Origin of the sequence: Rhizobium sp. AN6A (assembly GCF_900215635.1) — a bacterium.
GTDB classification, from domain to species: Bacteria; Pseudomonadota; Alphaproteobacteria; order Rhizobiales; family Rhizobiaceae; genus Agrobacterium; species Agrobacterium tumefaciens.
The window spans coordinates 1,491,992-1,511,888 of the sequence record NZ_OCNC01000004.1; the positions used below are offsets into that span (position 1 = coordinate 1,491,992).

At 58.2% G+C, this 19,897-nt stretch carries 17 protein-coding genes and 1 tRNA gene; 11 read left to right on the forward strand and 7 right to left on the reverse strand.

The features are described 5' to 3' along the window. The first annotated feature begins 163 nt into the window (after positions 1 to 163). From CRO62_RS19830 to CRO62_RS19845, 4 genes are all read left to right on the forward strand, one after another. Positions 164 to 862 carry an orotate phosphoribosyltransferase gene (locus CRO62_RS19830; RefSeq protein ID WP_003514873.1) on the forward strand — a complete coding sequence of 233 codons (699 nt, stop codon included), beginning with the start codon at positions 164 to 166 and terminating at the stop codon, positions 860 to 862. A gap of 97 nt (positions 863 to 959) precedes the next feature. Continuing rightward, positions 960 to 1,886 (forward strand): carbohydrate kinase family protein, encoded by a 927-nt coding sequence (locus CRO62_RS19835; RefSeq protein WP_003514875.1) that lies wholly within the window; start codon positions 960 to 962, stop codon positions 1,884 to 1,886. A 124-nt stretch (positions 1,887 to 2,010) separates the two neighbouring features. Continuing rightward, positions 2,011 to 2,976 carry an acetylxylan esterase gene (locus CRO62_RS19840; RefSeq protein ID WP_097103157.1) on the forward strand — a complete coding sequence of 322 codons (966 nt, stop codon included), beginning with the start codon at positions 2,011 to 2,013 and terminating at the stop codon, positions 2,974 to 2,976. Next, positions 2,973 to 3,701, forward strand: coding sequence for an esterase family protein (locus tag CRO62_RS19845; RefSeq protein ID WP_097101418.1), 729 nt, complete (start codon positions 2,973 to 2,975; stop codon positions 3,699 to 3,701). Before CRO62_RS19840 ends, CRO62_RS19845 begins: the two co-directional genes overlap by 4 nt. A 16-nt stretch (positions 3,702 to 3,717) precedes the next feature. Here CRO62_RS19845 and CRO62_RS19850 read toward each other — a convergent pair whose 3' ends face one another. From CRO62_RS19850 to CRO62_RS19860, 3 genes are all read right to left on the reverse strand, one after another. Then, a complete protein-coding gene (locus CRO62_RS19850) occupies positions 3,718 to 4,587 on the reverse strand; it encodes an ornithine carbamoyltransferase (protein WP_097103158.1) in 870 nt (289 codons plus the stop codon). Between the two features lie 90 nt (positions 4,588 to 4,677). Beyond that, positions 4,678 to 6,303 (reverse strand): glucose-6-phosphate isomerase, encoded by a 1,626-nt coding sequence (pgi, locus tag CRO62_RS19855; protein ID WP_097101420.1) that lies wholly within the window; start codon positions 6,301 to 6,303, stop codon positions 4,678 to 4,680. 127 nt (positions 6,304 to 6,430) lie between these two features. Beyond that, positions 6,431 to 8,143 carry a long-chain fatty acid--CoA ligase gene (locus CRO62_RS19860; RefSeq protein ID WP_097101422.1) on the reverse strand — a complete coding sequence of 571 codons (1,713 nt, stop codon included), beginning with the start codon at positions 8,141 to 8,143 and terminating at the stop codon, positions 6,431 to 6,433. Between the two features lie 353 nt (positions 8,144 to 8,496). Between CRO62_RS19860 and CRO62_RS19865 the strand changes: the two genes are divergently transcribed. The 6 genes from CRO62_RS19865 (at position 8,497) to CRO62_RS19890 (ending at position 16,333) form a co-directional block, all read left to right on the forward strand. Continuing rightward, complete coding sequence (locus CRO62_RS19865) at positions 8,497 to 9,546, forward strand: ABC transporter ATP-binding protein (protein WP_097101424.1); 1,050 nt, start codon at positions 8,497 to 8,499, stop codon at positions 9,544 to 9,546. A gap of 154 nt (positions 9,547 to 9,700) precedes the next feature. Next, a complete protein-coding gene (locus CRO62_RS19870) occupies positions 9,701 to 10,717 on the forward strand; it encodes an extracellular solute-binding protein (protein ID WP_097101426.1) in 1,017 nt (338 codons plus the stop codon). 73 nt (positions 10,718 to 10,790) lie between these two features. Then, positions 10,791 to 12,467: an ABC transporter permease gene (locus CRO62_RS19875; RefSeq protein WP_097101429.1), complete on the forward strand. Its 1,677-nt coding sequence runs from the start codon at positions 10,791 to 10,793 to the stop codon at positions 12,465 to 12,467. 172 nt (positions 12,468 to 12,639) lie between these two features. Then, positions 12,640 to 14,829, forward strand: a complete 2,190-nt coding sequence (locus tag CRO62_RS19880; RefSeq protein ID WP_081308906.1) for a TonB-dependent siderophore receptor — start codon at positions 12,640 to 12,642, stop codon at positions 14,827 to 14,829. Positions 14,830 to 14,931: 102 nt separating this feature from the next. After that, positions 14,932 to 15,813, forward strand: a complete 882-nt coding sequence (locus CRO62_RS19885; protein WP_174001312.1) for a helix-turn-helix transcriptional regulator — start codon at positions 14,932 to 14,934, stop codon at positions 15,811 to 15,813. Between the two features lie 127 nt (positions 15,814 to 15,940). Next, positions 15,941 to 16,333 carry a PRC-barrel domain-containing protein gene (locus tag CRO62_RS19890; RefSeq protein ID WP_003514894.1) on the forward strand — a complete coding sequence of 131 codons (393 nt, stop codon included), beginning with the start codon at positions 15,941 to 15,943 and terminating at the stop codon, positions 16,331 to 16,333. A 66-nt stretch (positions 16,334 to 16,399) separates the two neighbouring features. Here CRO62_RS19890 and CRO62_RS19895 read toward each other — a convergent pair whose 3' ends face one another. The 4 genes from CRO62_RS19895 to CRO62_RS19910 all read right to left on the reverse strand — a co-directional run bounded on the left by CRO62_RS19895 (position 16,400) and on the right by CRO62_RS19910 (position 18,487). Further along, complete coding sequence (locus tag CRO62_RS19895; RefSeq protein ID WP_003514896.1) at positions 16,400 to 16,642, reverse strand: DUF982 domain-containing protein; 243 nt, start codon at positions 16,640 to 16,642, stop codon at positions 16,400 to 16,402. A 341-nt stretch (positions 16,643 to 16,983) separates the two neighbouring features. Beyond that, the gene (locus CRO62_RS19900; RefSeq protein ID WP_003514897.1) at positions 16,984 to 17,142 is read right to left on the reverse strand and encodes a YqaE/Pmp3 family membrane protein; all 159 of its coding nucleotides are present in this window, start codon (positions 17,140 to 17,142) and stop codon (positions 16,984 to 16,986) included. Between the two features lie 169 nt (positions 17,143 to 17,311). Then, positions 17,312 to 17,387, reverse strand: a tRNA-Thr gene (locus CRO62_RS19905). 137 nt (positions 17,388 to 17,524) lie between these two features. Next, entirely contained in the window at positions 17,525 to 18,487 is a 963-nt protein-coding gene (locus CRO62_RS19910) for an NAD(P)H-dependent flavin oxidoreductase (RefSeq protein ID WP_097101431.1), read from the reverse strand. A 254-nt stretch (positions 18,488 to 18,741) separates the two neighbouring features. Between CRO62_RS19910 and CRO62_RS19915 the strand changes: the two genes are divergently transcribed. Next, a complete protein-coding gene (locus tag CRO62_RS19915; protein ID WP_097101433.1) occupies positions 18,742 to 19,887 on the forward strand; it encodes a hypothetical protein in 1,146 nt (381 codons plus the stop codon). Positions 19,888 to 19,897: the final 10 nt, after the last annotated feature.

Genomic DNA, 19,897 nt, shown 5'->3' on the forward strand with positions numbered 1-19,897 from the left:
GATGACCGCCGGCAATGCCGGCGGTTTTGTTATGGTCCACAGGCATCCATAAGTTCCGGTGCCGCCTGCGGATGCCTGCAATGCTGAACCGAGACGTTGTGCTTTCCGAAAACTGGCCCCGGTTTTCGGAGCGATAAACCAAGGCCGAAAAAGGAGAACGCCTATGAACCATTTCACATTCACTGACCGCACTGTCGTTGCAGAACTGGTTGCGAAGATGTTGTGGGAAATCAAGGCGGTTCACTTCAATTCGGAAAGCCCGTACACCTTCGCCTCGGGCATGAAGAGTCCTGTTTATATCGACATGCGCAAGCTCATTTCCTTCCCGCGCATTCGCTCTGCGGCAATGGATTTTGCGGCAGCGGCGGTGATGCGTGAGGCCGGTTTCGAGAAGTTCGACTGTGTCGCAGGCGGTGAAACGGCGGGCATTCCATTCGCGGCTTTCCTCGCCGAGCGCCTTGGCCTGCCGATGATCTATTGCCGCAAGAAGCCGAAGGGCCATGGCCGCAACGCCCAGATCGAAGGCCATATGCCGGAAGGCGCCCGCGTTCTCGTCATCGAGGACCTCACGACGGCCGGCGGCTCGATGTTTACCTTCATCGACGCCATCCGCGCGGCGGGCGGCATTGTCGATCACGGTATTGCACTCTTCTACTACGGCATTTTCGAACAGGCCGAAGCGCGCTTCGCCAATGGCAATGTCAAGCTGCATTATCTCACGACCTGGCGCGATGTTCTGGCTGTTGCCCGGGCTGAAAAGCTGTTCGACGAAAAGACCCTGTCGGAGGTCGAGGCCTTCCTCGATAACCCGCTGCCCTGGTCTGCAAAGCGCGGCGGCGTCAGCGAATTGCCGCAATCTTGATTTCGGATGCGGCCAGCCAGCTTGTGGCTGGCCTTCCGATCGATCTTCGTCTAAATCGATTTAAGTCCATTTGATTTGCTGTTTGAGGAGGACCGTAATGATCCTGTGTTGTGGTGAAGCCCTGATCGACATGCTGCCCCGGCAGACGACGCTGGGTGAGGCGGGTTTTGCCCCCTATGCAGGCGGAGCGGTCTTCAACACGGCGATTGCGCTCGGGCGTCTCGGCGTCCCGTCCGCGTTCTTCACGGGTCTTTCCGATGATATGATGGGCGATATCCTGCGGACAACCCTGCGGGCGAGCAACGTGGATTTCAGCTATTGCGCAACGCTTTCGCGGCCGACCACCATCGCCTTCGTCAAGCTCGTCGATGGCCATGCCACCTACGCCTTTTATGACGAAAACACCGCCGGCCGGATGATCACCGAGGCCGAGCTTCCGGCCTTGGGCGCCGATTGCGAGGCGCTGCATTTCGGCGCGATCAGCCTCATTCCGGAACCCTGTGGCAGCACCTACGAGGCGCTTATGGTGCGCGAGCATCAAAGCCGAGTCATCTCCCTCGATCCGAATATCCGCCCCGGTTTCATCAAGGACAAGCAGTCGCATATGGCCCGCATCCGCCGTATGGCTGCCATGTCGGATATCGTGAAATTCTCCGACGAAGACCTCGAGTGGTTCGGTCTGGAAGGCGATGAGGACACGCTCGCGCGCCACTGGCTGCATCACGGCGCGAAACTGGTCGTCGTCACACGTGGCGCCAAGGGCGCGGTCGGTTACACCGCCAATTTCAAGGTGGAAGTGGCTTCCGAGCGCGTGGAGGTCGTCGATACCGTCGGCGCGGGCGACACCTTCGACGCCGGTATTCTCGCCTCGCTGAAAATGCAGGGGCTTCTGACGAAGGCGCAGGTTGCTTCGCTGACGGAAGAACAGATCAGAAAGGCTTTGGCGCTCGGCGCAAAGGCTGCTGCGGTGACCGTCTCGCGAGCTGGCGCAAATCCGCCCTTCGCGCATGAAATCGGATTGTAAAGGATATGGTTGAACCGTTTTGAAAAGGCGGTTCACCACTCCTGCCTGGGCCAGGGCCGTAAAAAACCGATATTTGGATATCAAGAAGCTTGTGTCGGCCGGTTTTTCACGAAACAAGCATCGCATGAGCGTTCCAACAACCCATCCTTTCGATTTCGACCCGACCTATGGCATGCAGCGCGAGCAGTTGCTGGCCATTATCCCGCCTGAGGCGCCGCCGGGCTTTGATGATTTCTGGAAGAAGCGTTATCGTCGCGCGCTGGCCACGGATCCGCGACCGGTGCTGCGCAAGAGCAAACTCAGCCATCCCCGCTGGCATGTTCTCGACATCTCCTACACATCCACCGGCGGCTTCCGCATCGGTGGATGGATGCTTCTGCCGCGCGAAGGACAGGTGCGGCGCGGCCTTGTTGTCGGCCATGGTTATGGTGGGCGGGGAGAGCCCGATTTCGATGTGCCGGTGGAAGAAACGGCCGTGCTGTTTCCCTGTTTTCGCGGGCTTTCGCTGAGCGCCTGTCCGCCGATTTCGTCCGACCCGGCCCTTCATGTCCTCTACAACATCGATAGGAAAGACGACTACATCATCGGTGGCTGTGTCGATGATCTGTGGATCGCCGTCTCCACGCTCGTCACGCTCTATCCATGGCTGGAAGGGCAGGTGGGTTATAGCGGCATCAGCTTCGGCGGCGGCATCGGGGCTTTGGCGATACCATATGATGCGCGCCTTGACCGGGGCCATCTGGTCGTACCGACATTCGGGCACCGGCCGTTCTGGCTGACGCTGCCGACCGTCGGCAGCGCGGATGCGGTCCAGACCTATCAGAAGACCCATGCCAATGTGCTGGAAATGCTGCGTCTGTTCGATGCCGCTTCTGCGGCTTCCCGCATAAAAGTGCCGATGCTGGTCGCGCCCGCCCTGTTCGATCCGGCGGTGGCGCCGCCGTGCCAATTTGCGGTTGCCAATGCCCTGCCGTCCTCAAAATTTAATGAAATCTTCATCCTAGACGCGGGACATTTCGAATACGCTGACAGTGCATCCCAAGATGCGGTCCACAAGGACAAGGTCAGACAGTTTTTCAAGGTGCCATGAAACGCGAATATCTCCGCTGGTATAGTCAAAGGCTTCATCGCGATATGGAGCTGTTGATATTCGGTCATTCTGGCGCCAAGGTGCTGATGTTTCCCACACGCGACGGGCGCTTCTTCGAATATGAGGAACTTGGCCTTGTCGACAGTCTGGCCGATAAAGTGGAGGCCGGTCATCTTCAGCTCTATTGTATCGAGGGGCTGGCTAGAGAGACCTTTTATGCGGCCTATAATCACCCGGCCGAGCGCATTCGCCGCCATGCCGCCTTCGAAGATTATATTCTGAATGAAGTGCTGCCGCTGATGGCGCAGAAGAACCCGCATGGCGATACCATCGTGCAGGGCTGCAGTCTCGGCGCGTTTCAGGCCGCAAGCCTCGTCTTTCGCCACCCGCATCTTTTCCGCAAGCTCGTCGCCTTTTCCGGCCGCTACGACCTGACGATGAAGGTGGAATCCTTCGGCGATCTGTTCGACGGTTACTACGATGACGATGTCTATTTCCACATGCCGAGCCACTTTCTGCCGGACCTCGCCTGCGGCTGGCGGCTTGAAAACCTCCGCCGCATCGACATGGTTTTCACCATCGGCGATGCCGATCCGTTTTTGGACAACAACCATCACTTGAGCCGGGTTCTTAACGACAAGCAGATAGGGCATCAGTTGCATGTCTGGGAGGGACGTGCCCATCGGGCAGGCCCCTGGCGCAAGATGGCGGCGCTGTATATCTGAGGCGACCGGCGCCGTCTCAGGCGAGGAGAAATTCCATCAGGGCATTCTGCGCGTGCAGAAGAAATGCCTTTGCGGGCCGGCTTTGACAGGCCGGATGCGTCATTGCATCTGCCGTCACTTCCTGACCACGGGCAACCGGCGGGCAGGGTAAAAAGATCACCTCGGGCTGCATCCTGTCGAGAAGGGATGCGGATATGCGGTAGTCGATCAGGATATGATCCGAACCGGCGGGCCAGGAATCGGTAATGACCACATCCGTGTCCAGCAACTCCGCCATATCAGAACTGGCCCGGAAATTCGGGTTGATGAGCGCAGCATCGGTGACGTGCCATTGTTCGGGGTAAACTTGTGTGACCTGAATTGGCAGGGAAATCGAGGCCTCGACCCACGAGCTTAAGATATTTGCATCCGGTGCGACGCCGACGATTTTGAGACCGTCGACCCGGCCTCTCACGCTTTTTATGTAGGCAAGATCGCCAAGCGTCTCGCAGGGATGATTGGACTTAGTCCGCGCGTTGATCACGGGTGCACGCATTTCGGCTGCAAGCGCCCGGAGGGTCGCGAGTTCTTTCGTGCGGATAATGACTAGATCGAACCAGTTGTCGAGATAGCCCGCCAGGTCGGCGATTTCTTCACGGCCATTAAAGCTGATCGGGACGCTGGCACAAATACCGCCCATGGCCTGAATGCCGAGATCGAAGGCAGCGGTGTTGCGCCAACCGGTGTCGTCGACGATCAGCCCGATGCGTTTTCCCTTGAGCAGCTGTGGCATCGTGCGCTTTGACCAGTCATGCGCCAGACTGCCTGCACGGTCTATGATCGACAGCACCGCATCTTCAGGCAGATCATGAAACGCCAGAAAATCCTTGCCTTGCCGCAGTGCCATATGTGCCTCCAATCGGCGTTCCATCGATGCTGAATTGAAAAAGCCGGAAGTTTCCTTCCGGCTTTCGTAATTATCAAGGGAGCAAGGATTTTACCCCGCCAGTCCCGACAGCGCTTTCACCAGACCCTGTGTCGAGCTGTCATGGCCGGCTGCACTTTCCTTGCCTTCAACGACGGGAAGCAGGCCGGTTGCCAGTTCCTTGCCAAGCTCCACACCCCACTGGTCGAAGGAGTTGATGCGGAACAGCACGCCTTCCACGAAGACGCGGTGTTCGTAGAGCGCGATCAGACGGCCAAGCGCAAATGGCGTCAGCTTGTCGTAGACGAAGGTAATGGACGGGCGGTTGCCGGTGAAAACGCGGTGCGGCGCGATGAAATCGGCTTGGCTGTCTTCCATGCCCTTGGAGGTGAGCTGGGCTTTCGCTTCGGCCAGCGTGCGGCCTTTCATCAGGGCTTCCGACTGCGCCAGGCAATTGGCGATGAGAAGCTGGTGCTGATGGCGCAGTTCCGGTTCGAAACCGTTGGCGGCGATCATGAATTCCGCCGGAATGACGCTCGTGCCCTGGTGGATGAGCTGGTAGAAGGCGTGCTGGCCATTGGTGCCGGGTTCGCCCCAGACGACCGGGCCGGACTGGCCTTCGACAGGTGTCCCGTCGATCGTCACGCCCTTGCCGTTCGATTCCATGTCGAGTTGCTGCAGATAGGCAGGGAAACGCGACAGGCGCTGGTCATAGGGCAGGATCGCCCGCGTGGAATAGTTCAGCACGTTGCGGTGATAAAATCCGATGAGACCGAGCAGCATCGGCAGGTTTTCACGGATCGGCGCCTCGCGGAAATGCTTGTCCATGGCATGCGCGCCATCCAGAAACTTTCCAAAATTCTCCGGCCCGATGGCGATCATCAGCGGCAGGCCGATAGCCGACCAGATCGAATAACGTCCGCCAACCCAGTCCCAGAAACCGAAGATGCGATCGCTCTCGATGCCGAAGGCGGCAACCTTTTCCAATGCTGTCGAGACGGCGGCGAAATGGTGCTTCACAGCCTCTTCACCCAGCTTTTCGGCAATGAAACGGCGCGCGGTCGCGGCATTCGTCATCGTTTCGATTGTGGTGAAGGTTTTGGAGGCGACGATGAAGAGCGAGGTCTCGGGATCAACGAGCTTCAGCGTGTCGGCAATATGCGCGCCATCGATATTGGAGACGAAATGCGCACGCGGACCATCATGGAAAGGCGCAAGCGCCAGCGTCGCCATGACGGGGCCGAGATCGGAGCCACCGATACCGATATTGATGATGTCGGTGATCTTCTTGCCGGTCGCACCTTTCAGGGAACCGGAGCGAATGGCGTCGGCAAACTTGCCCATGGCAGCAAGAACGGCGTTCACATCCGGCATCACATCCTTGCCGTCAACGAGAACCGGCGTGTTGGAGCGATTGCGCAGTGCGGTGTGCAACACGGCACGATCTTCGGTGAAATTGATCGCCTTGCCGGAGAACATCTCCTCGCGCTTTGCCTCGACGCCACCGTCACGCGCCAGCTGTTCGAGAAGCGTGACGATTTCGTCATTAACAGCGCATTTGGAATAGTCCATCAGCAGGTCATCGAATTTGGTGCTGAAACGGCTGAATCGTTTGTCGTCGTCCGCAAAAGCGGCGCGCAGATCGGTTGCGGCTGTGCTGCTTGCCGTTGCTTTCAGTTTTTCGATGGTGGCCTGCATCTCGTGCTCCTCGGCTTCCTGGAAGGATGAGGAAACTATTCTTTTTCAGGCGACCAAATCAAGGCGACTTCGGTAAAAGAAATGGACTGGGAGAAAAGAAAAGAGCCGGTCACCCGGCTCTCGTCCTTCAGTTCAGATTGCGCAACTCACGCCGCAAGATCTTGCCGACGTTCGATTTCGGCAGCTCCGTTCGGAACTCGATGATTTTCGGCCGTTTGTAGTTGGTCAGGCTCTTGGCGCAGAAGGCCTTGAGTTCCGCTTCCGTCAGCGACTGATCCTTCTTGACGACGAAAAGCTTGACGGTCTCGCCGGAATGTTCGTCGGGAACCCCAATTGCCGCGCATTCCAGCACGCCGGGATGGCTGGCGGCCACCTCCTCGATCTCGTTCGGATAGACGTTGAAACCGGAAACGAGGATCATATCCTTCTTGCGGTCGACGATCTTGGTGTAGCCGCGCTCGTCCATGAAACCCATGTCGCCTGAACGGAAGAAGCCGTCTTCGGTCATTGCTTTCGCGGTTTCATCCGGCCTCTGCCAGTAACCGGCCATGACCTGCGGCCCGCGAATGCAGATCTCGCCGACCTCGCCGGTCGGCAGGCTGTTGCCTTCCTCGTCGCGAATGTCGATCTCCGTCGAGGAAATAGGCAGGCCGATGGTGCCGCTGAATTCCGTGGCATCGAGTCTGTTGACGGTGGCAACGGGCGATGTTTCCGATAGCCCGTAACCTTCGGCGATCGGGCAGCCGACAATGGAAAGCCAGCGCTCGGCCACCGGCCTCTGCACCGCCATGCCGCCGCCGAGAACGAGAATGAGCGAGGACAGATCGAGCTTGCGGAAATCCTCATTGTTCATCAGCGCGTTGAACAGCGTATTGATACCCGGAAAAATATGCGGTCGATAATGCGACAACTCTTTCACGAAGCCGGGAATATCGCGCGGATTGGCGATCAGCAGGTTATGGCCGCCAAGCGCAATTCCCATCAGCGAATTCACCGTTAGCGCAAAGATGTGGCATAGGGGCAGCGCGCAGACGAAGTTGAGGACTTCTGGACGGTCCTTGCGTTGGGTGAAAGCGGCATCCAGCCACAGGCTGATCTGCGCCTTGTTGGCCAGAAGATTGGCGTGGGTGAGGATCGCACCTTTGGAAATGCCCGTCGTTCCGCCGGTATATTGCAGGAATGCGATATCCTGAGGCAGGAGGCGGACCGCCTTCAGGGAAAATCCCTGACCTTCCTTCAACACGGCCTTGAAGCTGATGGAGCCGGGAATAGCGTAGGCCGGCACCAGTTTCTTCACCTTGCGAACCACAAGATTGACGATATGTCCCTTGAGGCCGAGGAGATCACCCATGGCCGCAACGACCACATGTCTGACGGCGGTTTTCGGCACCGCCTGCTGCGCCACATGGGCGAAATTCTCGAGTACGAAAAGCGCTTTTGAGCCGGAATCCTTCAGCTGGTGTTCCAGCTCGCGCGGCGTATAGAGCGGATTGACGTTGACCACGATCATGCCTGCCCGCAAAATTCCGTATACGGCGACGGGGTTCTGCAGGATATTCGGCATCATCACCGCAACCCGGTCGCCTTTTTCCAGCCCTCTGGATTGCAGCCACGCGGCCACCGCGCGGGTTTCAATATCCAGCTCCCGGTAGGTCAGGGACTTTCCCATGCTGGAAAAGGCCTTCCTGTCGGCAAATTTCGCGCAGCTCTTTTCGAGAAGTTCGACAAGGGAGGTATTGGCGGATGCGGGGATTTCGGAAGGTACGCCCGGCGGGTAGGATGCCAGCCAGCGCTTCTCTGCGCTGACATTTTCCGGATGTCCCAGGGACAATTCACTCATGCTTCTCCTCCCAGAGTCTCTGTCGCGCCGTGCGTTCGATGGAACGCATGAAAGGCGCTATAAGCTGCCTGATCATCATGAGACCCCCAATCAACCGGCGTAATGGCCGGATTGAGGGAACCGCATGTGGCGTCACCGGATCGACTGCTCCTCCGCTCCCCGATGACGAATGATAGACGTCTAATCACTTGACGTCCATCGTATCGGCAAAGCCTATTTAACTCTAACGTAAACGTCAATATTCCTGCCGAACATCTCGCAACCTCGTGAATGGAAACCTATTTTCCCCGCCTTTTGACTTTAATCCTGATTTGAGCGATCAACATAATTCGCAAAGCAGGGCAGGATTGGAAATGGCAGGCAACGCAGCGCTTGAACTGAAATCGGTCGGAAAAAGATTCGGCGATACGGATGTATTGTCCGATATCGATCTGACCGTCGAACGCGGCGAAATCATTTGTCTGGTGGGACGGTCCGGCTGTGGAAAATCGACCCTGCTGCGCATTATAGCGGGTGTGGAAACGCCTGATCATGGCAGCGTTTGTGTGAATGGCGCAGTCGTTGCTGGTCCGGCTGGTTTCGTGGAACCGGAAAAGCGCAATATCGGTTTCGTCTTTCAGGATTATGCGCTCTTCCCGCATCTCACCGTCGAACAGAATGTGATGTTCGGTCTCAGGTCATTGCCAAAGGCCGAGGCCCGCCGCCGGGCTGCGGAGATGATCGAGCACGTTCATCTGCAGGAGTTGGCCAAGCGCTACCCGCACACGCTTTCGGGCGGTGAGCAGCAGCGCGTAGCCCTCGCCCGCGCCCTTGCCCCGCAACCCGGCCTGCTGTTGATGGATGAGCCCTTTTCCAATCTGGACCGGGGATTGCGCGACACTGTGCGCGAGGAAACGCTGGGCGTCCTGCGGCAACTGGGCACGACGGCGATCATGGTCACCCATGATCCGGAAGAAGCGCTTTCCGCCGGCGATCGTGTGGTGCTGATGCAGCGCGGTCGTATCGTCCAGAGCGGCACGGGCTACGAAATCCACGATCATCCCAAAAGCCGCTACGCCGCCGATTTTTTCTGCGCCTTCAACAAGATCGAGGGCAGAGTGAGGAAGGGGCGGGTGGAAACGCCGCTCGGGCCTCTGGGCGATGCGTCCGGTCTGGCGGAAGGTCTTGCCGCCACCGCCTATGTTCGCCCCAATGCGATTTCGATCATTGAGGACAGCGCTGCGAAAGACGGGATTGCCGGCGAAATATCAAGTCGTGTGTTCCTCGGCGAGATCGAACAACTCGGCATAGCCGTTCCCGGCCTTCCAGCCGACCTGCGCGTCAGGACGATGCAGCGCACACCCGCCAAGACCAAGGCAGTGCGCTTCGGCATCGATCCGAAGGGTGTCCTGATATTTACCTGAAGTTGAATGAGCGGATTTGCATGTTTATTTTCGCTCTATTTTCAACTGTTGGTGATCGAAACCCGTCTGAAAACGGCCAAATAAAACTTGATTTGATACGTCATGTATGATGTTTGCTCCCCCTATATTGCGCCATCGAAGAGGGAGACACACCATGACGAAATTTGCCAAACTTGCCCTGCTTGCCAGCACGGTCACTTTTGCAGCGGGATCAGTCAGCGCTGCTGAACTGAACATCTACACCACGAGAGAGCCGGCCCTGATCCAGCCCCTGCTGGAATCCTTCACGGCCTCCAGCGGTGTCAAGGTCAACACCGTATTCCTCAAGGATGGCCTTGCAGAGCGCGTTCTGAGCGAGGGCGCAAGCTCACCTGCCGACGTGCTGATGACGGTGGATGCCGGCAATCTCGTCGATCTCGCGGAAAAGGGTGTTACCCAGCCGGTTGAATCCGAAACCCTGAACAAGGCTATTCCGGCGGAACTTCGCGACGCCAAGGGCCACTGGTTCGCACTTTCCATGCGTGCCCGCGTTCTCTATGCGGCGAAGGATCTCGACCTTGCCTCCTTCAACTATGAAGACCTGGCAGATGCGAAGTGGAAGGGCAAGATCTGCATTCGCGCCGGCCAGCATCCCTATAACACGGCTCTCTTTGCCGACTACATCGCTCACTATGGCGCAGCGGACACCGAAAAGTGGCTTGCCGGCGTCAAGGAAAACCTGGCCCGCAAGGCAGGCGGCGGCGACCGTGACGTTGCCAAGGATATCCTCGGCGGAATTTGCGATATCGGCATCGCCAACTCCTATTATGTCGGCCTGATGCGCTCGGGCAAGGGCGGCGAGGAGCAGGTGAAGTGGGGCGACGCGATCAAGGTCGTTCTGCCGACGTTCAAGAATGGTGGCACGCAGGTCAACATCAGCGGCGCGGCTGTTGCCAAGAACGCTCCGAACAAAGCCGAAGCCGTCAAGCTTCTGGAATACCTCGTTTCGGACGAAGCCCAGAAGATCTATGCCGAAGCCAACTTCGAATATCCGGTCAGGCAGGGCGCAGCACTCAACGACATCGTTGCTTCCTTCGGCACCCTGAAGGTTGACAACAAATCGCTGACGGAGATCGTCTCTCATCGCAAACAGGCGAGCGGGCTGGTCGACAAGGTCGGTTTCGACCAGTAAAGGCCAATTGGCGACAACAAGTTGGAAGGCGTTCGCATCCGCGGGCGCCTTTCCCTGTATTTTCAAGAAGCTCATGAATCCAGACGCCGTCCAGCCATTGATGCCCCGCGCAAGACCAAGGTTTTCATCCTCCTTCTGGTGGCTGAGCCTGTCTCTGGCAGCGGTCTGTGGCGCCATGCTGCCGGTTCTGGCACTCGTCTCACAGGCGGTGCAGGGGTCTGATGGCCTGTGGTCCCATCTCGGTTCCAGCGTGATTTTGACGGCTTTGCCGGATACCGCCGTTCTGATGCTCGGCGTCGGGTTGCTGGCCGGTGTTATCGGCACATTTGCCGCCTGGCTGGTTACGGCCTATGCTTTTCCCGGCCGCAAAATACTGGAATGGGCGCTGCTGCTGCCACTGGCCATGCCCACCTATATCGTCGCTTACGCCTATCTCGATATCCTGCATCCGATCGGGCCGGTGCAGGGGGCGATCCGCTGGCTGCTCGGCTATTCCAGCCCGCGTGAATTCCGCCTGCCGGACATAAGGTCCATGACGGGCTGCATCATCCTGCTCGGTTTCGTGCTGTTTCCCTATGTCTATATTCCCGTGCGCGCCATGTTCCTCACGCAGGCGGGCAACCTGCTTGAAGCGGCACGCACGCTTGGAGTTTCCAGACGGGCCGCTTTCTTCAAGGTTGCGGTGCCTTTGGCACGCCCGGCCGTCGCGGTCGGCATCAGCCTTGCCCTGATGGAAGCGCTGAACGATATCGGCGCATCGGAATTCCTTGGTGTCCGCACACTCACCGTTTCGGTCTATACCACATGGGTCACGAAATCCGACCTGCCCGGTGCGGCGCAGATCGCGCTTTCCATGTTGTTCATCGTGGTTGCCCTCGTGGCATTTGAACGATGGGCGCGGCGCAAGCAGCGTTATACCGTGTCGGCGCAGAAAAGCAGGGAACTGGAGCCTGTGCGTCTCACAGGTCTTAGAGCTTGCGGTGCCTTTGCGCTCGGCAGCCTGCCGGTTCTGATCGGCTTCGTGGCGCCGGCAAGCTATCTCGTCACCGAGGCATGGAAGCGTTTCCGGTTCAGCGGCCTGTCGTCCCGTTTTGCCGATGAGGCTCTGAATACCATCCTCTTTGCCGGACTGGCGACGGCGATCACCCTCGTCCTCGGCCTTGCGGTCGCTTACGCGATGCGCCTTGCTCCGGGACGTCTCTCGCTCTGGTCCTACCGGCTTTCCACGGTAGGTTATGCGGCCCCCGGCACGGTCATCGCCATAGGTGTGCTGATTGCGCTTGGCGGCTTCGACCGGTTTGTCGACCAGACCATGCGCGACTGGTTCGGCATATCCACCGGCCTCATTTTCATCGGCAGCGGTGCGGCCCTGATTTACGCCTATTCGGCGCGGTTCCTCACCATTGCGGCTGGCGGCGTTGATGCAGGCCTGAGCCGTATCCCGCAATCCTTCGATCACGCCTCGCGAACGCTGGGACGATCCGCAACACAGACATTCCGACAGATCCATCTGCCGCTTTCAAAGGCATCGCTGGCCGCCGCCGCCTTGCTGATCTTCGTCGATTGCGTCAAGGAACTTCCCGCCACCCTCCTGTTGCGGCCGCTGAATTTTGAGACTTTCGCAACCCATCTTTACGGTGAGGCGGCGCGTGGCACCTACGAGGAAGCGTCGATTGCGGCACTGGCGATCGTCGTCATCGGCATCCTGCCGGTCATGCAGCTTGCAAGGATCGGGCGGCGCAAGGGCTGACGCCTGCATCATAAATGACAGGCGCAAAACTGTGCGAGAAGCCAATAAGCTTCAAATCTCCCCAGAAAACGACAAGCATCCGGCCTTAATCCTGATGTAAATACTCAGCTTAATTGAGGTGCTGCGGCCTGCCGTATATAAACGTCGGCCGTGATCTGTTTCGGGGCATATCTTGAAAAATTTGCATGAGATGTTTTTGGGCCGCCTGGCTTTGGGAACGGCTGCCATTGTTTTGATGGCGCCATTGGTAGGTCACGCACAGCAGACGACCGTCCTGCGTGAGATCACCGTCGAGGGGCAGGGCGCGGAAAACGCCACTGGTCCGGTCCGGGGGTACGTCGCGAAGAAAAGCGCGACGGGTTCGAAAACTGAGACGGAAACGAAGGACATTCCCCAGTCCGTATCGGTCGTCGGCCGCAAGGAAATGGATGACCGCGGCGTCGTGACCAAGATCGACGAGGTACTGCGCTACACGCCCGGCGTAACGGCGGAACCTTTCGGCACCGATCCGGATACGGACTGGTTTTACATTCGCGGTTTCCAGGCAACCCAGACCGGCGTGTTTCTGGATGGGCTGAACCTGTTCAGCTACGGTTTCGGCGGTTTCCAGATGGATGCCTATGGTTTGGAGCGGGTGGAGGTGCTGAAGGGACCGGCTTCGGTGCTCTACGGCGGCGCCAATCCCGGCGGCATCGTGCAGATGGTTCGCAAGCGCCCGCAGGATGAGCCAGTCCGCGAAACGGAAATCGGCATCAACAATTTCGGCAATGCCTTCTTCGGTTTCGATCTCGGCGACAAGGTCGACGGTGAGGGCGTGTGGAAATACCGCGTCACCGGCAAGGTCTCGGGCGGCGACAATTATACCGACTACTCCGAGGATCTGCGCGGCTTCATCATGCCGCAGATCACCTTCGAGCCGGATGCTCAGACCAGTGCCACGCTCTACGGCTATTTTTCGGCGCTGGATCAGGTCCATGTCGGCAATGGCTTCCTGCCCTATGTCGGCACGGTGGTTGACGCACCCTTCGGCAAGCTGGACCGCAAGGCCTTTTATGGCGAACCGGATATCGACAATGGTCGCGTCTACCAGTCTATGGTGGGCTACGAAGTCAGCCATGAATTCGACAATGGCTGGAAGATAAGCCAGAACGCCCGCTACGGCCACCTTTACAAGCACGAAACCGGACCCTATGCGGGCGGCTGGGCCAATACCGACGCCAATGGCCAGCCGATCCTCGATGCCACCACCAATGACTATATGCTGACCCGCTTCGGTTATGACGGCCTGTCGAAGGTCGACAGTTTCGGCGTCGACAATCGCGTCGAAGGCCAGTTCGATACCGGTGCTGTCAGCCATTCGCTGCTCTTCGGTCTCGACTATAAATACTACAAGCTGGATCAGGTGCAGGCGTGCTGCGGATCGAATGCGATCGGTGCGCTCAACCCGGTCTATGGCTCGACGCAGGGAACGAATTTCGTCTACGCCAATAACGTCGTGACGCAGCAGCAGATCGGCATCTATGCGCAGGACCAGCTACGTTTTGGCGATGGCTGGCTGGTCACGCTGAACGGGCGTTACGATTACGTCGATACCGAACTGAACAACAGGCTGCCAGCGGGTGTGTCTCGCCGCTCCAATGACGATGCGCTGAGCGGTCGCGCCGGTCTTGCCTATGAATTCGACAACGGCCTGACGCCCTATGTCTCGGCGGCCACTTTCTTCAATCCGCTCATCGATACACTTGCGGATGGCAGCTCCGCCGTACCGGAGGAAGGACATCAATTCGAGGCCGGTATCAAATACGAGCCCACCTTCTTCGATGGCAGCATCACCGCCTCGGTCTTCAAGCTGGTGAAGGACAACGCCATCGTTTCCTATACCGCCGGCGGCGTAACGACGAGCGGCCAGTTCGGACAGGTGGAGTCCACTGGCTTCGAGCTGGAGGCGAAGGCCAATCTCACCGACAACTGGAAAACAATCGCCTCCTATTCCTATACCGATCTCGATATCACCAAGGACGCCAATCCCAACCTGATCGGCAAATCGCCGTGGATCGTGCCTGCTCACACCGCGTCGCTTTGGGTGGATTACGCCTTCACCGATGATACGTTTGAAGGCCTCAGCATTGGCGGCGGCGTGCGTTATCAGGGCAAGTCCTGGGCAGATGCGGCAAACACGCTGCGTGTTCCGGATGCTGCGGTCTTCGATGCCGCGATCCGCTACGAGAAGAACGACTGGACGGCATCCGTCAACGTCGCGAATGTCTTCGACAAGGAATATGTCAAGAGTTGCGCCGGTGTCTCCGTTTGCGGCTGGGGTGACAGCCGCACCATCACCTTCAAGCTTTCCAAGAAGTGGTAACGGGTAGCTGGCAGTTGCGGGAAAAATAGTTTGCCCCTATAAACATGAATAATCTTATCATGTTTATAGGGGCGCCTTTGCGCCTTGCGGGATCGAGAGGCCATGGCTTTCCGCGTTCGGATGGAAAATGAGATCGAGGGCTTTGCCGTCATCGGCGGCCCACGCTCGCGGGTGTGGAACGGCATCGTCGCCGATCTCTGGGACGTGCGTTGCGCACCCAAGGCGGGTGGCCGCTATGTCGGCAAGGACCCGCGTTTCGTTTTCCTGCTCGATATGGATGGGACGGATGATGGCCGGTTCATGATGAACCGTAGCCGCCGCGACAATTACGCGTCATCAGAAGCGAACCGGATTTCCTTCGTACCGGCCGACCTGGATGTACATGCGGAACTCAGCAATGTTTCCTTCGTGCGCCATCTCGATCTGCACTTCGATGCGGGATTGCTGGGGACGCGGCTGGTGCAGGGGTTCGATCCGCACGGATTGCTCGATCCGCACCTGATGTTCGAGGATGAGCGCCTGCTAGTGCTTGCGCGGCTGATCGCCGCCGAATGTGATAATCCCGACCCTTTGCACGATCTATACGGCGAAAGCCTCGTGCTGGCGCTGTTGACGGATTTCCTCAAGGTGAAGCGGGAGCCGGTCAAAAAACGCAGCAAGCTGGCCTCCTGGCAATTGAGGGCGGCGACCGATTACATTCGCGAACATTGCCTGCGGTCGATAAGGCTGGAGGAACTGGCAGAACTCACCAACCTGTCGCAATCCCATTTCAGCCACGCCTTCAAGGCGTCGACAGGCGTACCGCCGCATCAATGGCAGATGCAGGCGCGTATCGATCGGGTCAAGGACCTGATGATGCGAACCGACATGGCGCTGACCGACATCGCCATCGCAGCCGGGTTTTCGGATCAGGCGCATTTTTCCCGCGTCTTCCGCAAAATGGTCGGCGTTTCTCCTTCTGTCTGGCAAAAAATCCGCCAATAGGGGTTTTTCCGCGCCTCCTGATCCGCGTCTTCAGTCCGCAGCGCGCGAGAAGATTCGGAACGAATTTCCGGTGGAGGGGTTTACCAAGCGTAATACTCACGAGGAAAAACCAAGGAGGAAAGACGTTATGTTGCATCAAGAACCCCGTGCCGGGCAGGACCCTTACGTCAAGGATACGCCGAGCCTGATCGCCAGCGACAAGGTTGAAGGTACGCGCGTCTATGGCGCCGATGGCAAGCATATCGGCTCGATCCAGCGGATCATTCTGGAAAAACGCGGCGGCCGTGTCGCCTATGCGGTTTTGAGCTTCGGTGGTTTTTTCGGAATCGGCGACGACTATTATCCGCTGCCGTGGGAAAAGCTCCATTATGACGAAGAGCTCGATGGCTATCGCATCGATCTCACCAAAGAGCAGATCGAAAATGCGCCTCACTTCGCCAATCTGGACGACGATGACCTGCTGCATGCGCGAGACCGCAAGGTTTACGACTACTACGGCGTCGCACCCTACTGGATGTAGATGGAACGAAATATGGCAAACATGAAAATGGCCCCTTTCGAGGGGCCATTTGTCGTCTGAATATGGTCAGTGCGGATTTTTCTGCATCTCGGAAACCGCATCAGTAAAGCACTTGCGCGCTTCCTCCGGCGATTTGCGTCCATCAAGCGCAGCGCGACACGCGCTTCTGGCTCTCACGAAACTCAATCCGCGAATTTTGGGCCAGCCTTCCGTCAATAACATCAGTGCCTCGAACGGGCCGGCGATAACGCTTTTGCCCTTCGCCTCGAGATTGACCTCGACAGGCTCTGTCCATCTCTCGTTCTTCATCGTGCACCTCCCAGAGCAACGCGATCCCGAAATACACCCGACAGCAAAGCAACCCATGAACGCAGCCGTGTGTCACCGCTGATTAGAATAAGCGTAAGCGATCGAATTGACAACGGTGATCAACGAAAGCCGAAAAACGACAGAATCGCCAGAACGATGACGACGAGGCCCACGATGTAGATGATCTGGTTCATGATTTTCTCCTTAGCTGGTGTCATCACCATAACGTGAGGGAGAAGATGAGGTTCCAGTCGGCATTGAGAATTTAATCACGTACTAAAATATTGTGGGCATCCGTTTGTGCGCATCTGATGGTTGTCCCCTCATATGCCGCGCAAATCTCATTTGCGCAGGATCACCCAGATCGCGTGAATGATGCCGGGAATGTAACCGCAAAGCGTGAGCAGGATATTCAACCAGAAATGCAGGCCAAGTCCGACCTGGAGAAACACGCCAACCGGCGGAAGAATGATGGCGATGAGAATACGAAGGACATCCACGATGGCAGGCTTTCCATTTGATTACGACTTGCTTGCTCAACGTGCGGAGGCCTGTTTGGTTTCAAAGGTTTTGTGATTGCAGGCAGCAACGCCAAATGACGATTTCCGCCAGTGGACAACCCCGCGCCAAAGGCAACTAAGTGTCGGAAATGAATTTTTTAGGAAGAAATGGTGCCGCTTACGTGACTCGAACACGTGACCCCGTCATTACGAATGACGTGCTCTACCAACTGAGCTAAAGCGGCCCGATTGTGACCCGTTTGTTACGGATCAGCTTCATGGCGGGCTGATACAGGCAATGCTGACGGATTTCAAGCCTTGAATGCGCGGGTTTCGAAAAATCCGAAAAAAAGCTTTGCCTGTCCGTTGTTTATAGGTGGCCTCAGCTTCTCGCGCAGATGCGCTGTCTGGCTGCCTCATACTCGCGTACTAGCCGACCGACGAGGTCAGCCACTGGCTCCACCACCTTGACCGCGCCGATGCCTTGTCCGGCGCCCCAGATATCCTTCCAGGCCTTTGCGCCGCCGGTGGCGGTTTCGAAGTCCATCTTGGAAGGGTCCGCTTCCGGCAGGTTGTCGGGGTCCATGCCTGAGGCGACGATCGAGCTTTTCAGGTAGTTGCCGTGTACGCCCGTGAAATAGTTGGAATAAACGATGTCCTTGGCCTGTGCCTCCACGATCGCCTGCTTGTAACCGTCGGAGGCCCGGGCTTCCTGGGTCGCGATGAACGGGGAGCCTATATAGGCCATATCCGCGCCCATGGCCTGCGCCGCAAGGATGGAGCCGCCATTGGCGATGGCGCCGGCCAGCAGCAGGGGACCATCGAACCATTCGCGGATTTCCTGAACCAGGGCGAAGGGCGAGAGAGTGCCTGCGTGTCCACCGGCCCCCGTTGCCACTGCAATCAGCCCGTCCGCGCCCTTGCGGATGGCGGAGCGGGCGTGGCGATCGTTGATGACATCATGCAGCACGATACCGCCATAGGAATGCACGGCCGCATTGACCTCCGGTACTGCACCGAGCGAGGAAATCACCACCGGCACCTTGTATTTGACGCAGAGGCCGAGATCGTGTTCCAGCCGCCGGTTGGACATATGTACGATCTGGTTGACGGCGAAAGGAGCGGCCGGGCGCTCGGGGTTGGCCTTGTTGTGGGCGGCCAGCTCCTCGGTGATCATTGCCAGCCATTCATCCAGCTGGCTTTCGGGCCGCGCATTCAGCGCCGGGAAAGCGCCGATGACGCCCGCCTTGCATTGCGCCAGCGTCAATTGCGGATGCGAAATAATGAATAGCGGTGACGCTATGACCGGAAGACGCAGATTGTCTTTCAGCACGGACGGCAGCATGTCTCCTCCCACGGATTACGTTTACGCGCACGTAAGTCAATATCGTGTTCGGCAGCGGATTGAAAGCGAAAACAGCGTCGCACCGGCCCGCCAGACCTGCGCTCGCAGCGCCACAATGGATCGATTTTCCCCAAGGCAATCCGGTCTTTATCGCAAACGATGCTTGCGGAGGCGCGGCATAGCCGTTACCGAATCGTAAACCAATGGCGCACTGCCACATATTTTTGCGAAGAGCAGTAGAATAAGGATCGGTCGTGAGCGGACTGGAAACGGCAATCAGAAATGCTCTGGAAAAATCGGACAGATCGAACGCCGAAGTTCGTGCACGAATTTACCAATCGTCCCGTCAGGCACTGGAAGCGGGCCTGCGCAAGCAGGGCATAGACGACCCGCAGATTGTGGGCCAGCAGCGCCAGCGGCTCGAAAGCCTGATCCATGTCATAGAGAATGAAGAGCGGAACCGTCTTCTGGACAGGGTGGAGCAGCAGTTGCGCCCGCCTGTGCCGGAAAGTGCGGCGCATGACGACCCCTCGGTCGATCCCGTCTCACAATCGCAGCATCACGGCGATATGGCCGTCGAGCCGGAATTGCGTGGCGAAACGCGCGATGTGCGGCCGGGCGCCGCTGCCGCTCCGGAACCTCTGAGTGCTGGACGTCGCAATGGAAAACCGCCAAGAAGAGGCTCCAGCGCAGGTGACGCATCGCTCGCGTTTCGTCCGGAAGGTGCCGTTGGCCGCCGCAAGCGCCGCGGACTTTTCGCCCGGCTTTTCATGCTCGTGACACTGCTTGCCTTTGTCGGTTTCGGCGCCTGGTGGGTCTATTCCTCCGGCCTCCTGCTCACGCCGGAGCAGCGCGATACCAGCGTGCCCAATCCGCCGGCACAAGTCCAGGCGGAGGACTTCAACGGTGCCGAGCCCGCGCCGAGCCTTTCCGCCGGCCGCGGTTTTTCCGACGACTGGGTGGAGGTATTTAATGCGGAGCGCGGCAGTTCCGGCGTTTCGGCAGGCCCCCGCGCCAATGTCGAGAACATCGCCACACCCGCCGGCAAGGCGATACGGGTGACGTCGAGAAGCGTCTCTCAGGACGGCGCAATCAGCGTCGAGGTTCCGGTGGAAGTGATGCGCGACATGGCGGGTAAATCCTCGACCATCTCGATCACGCTGCAATCCTCCAGCGATCGGCAAACGCAGGTTTCCGTAGCCTGCGATTTCGCCACGTTGGGCGATTGCTCCCGTCACCGTTTCACGGCAACGGCCGAGCGTGCGGATATGCTGCTGAACACGACGTTCGAGCGTTCGCTTGCCCCGAATGCGCCCGGCAAGATCTTCATCAACAGCGATATCGATGGCAATGCCCGCCCGGTGAACCTGTACTCCGTGCGCATTTTGCCGGGTCAGTAAGAATCCAGCA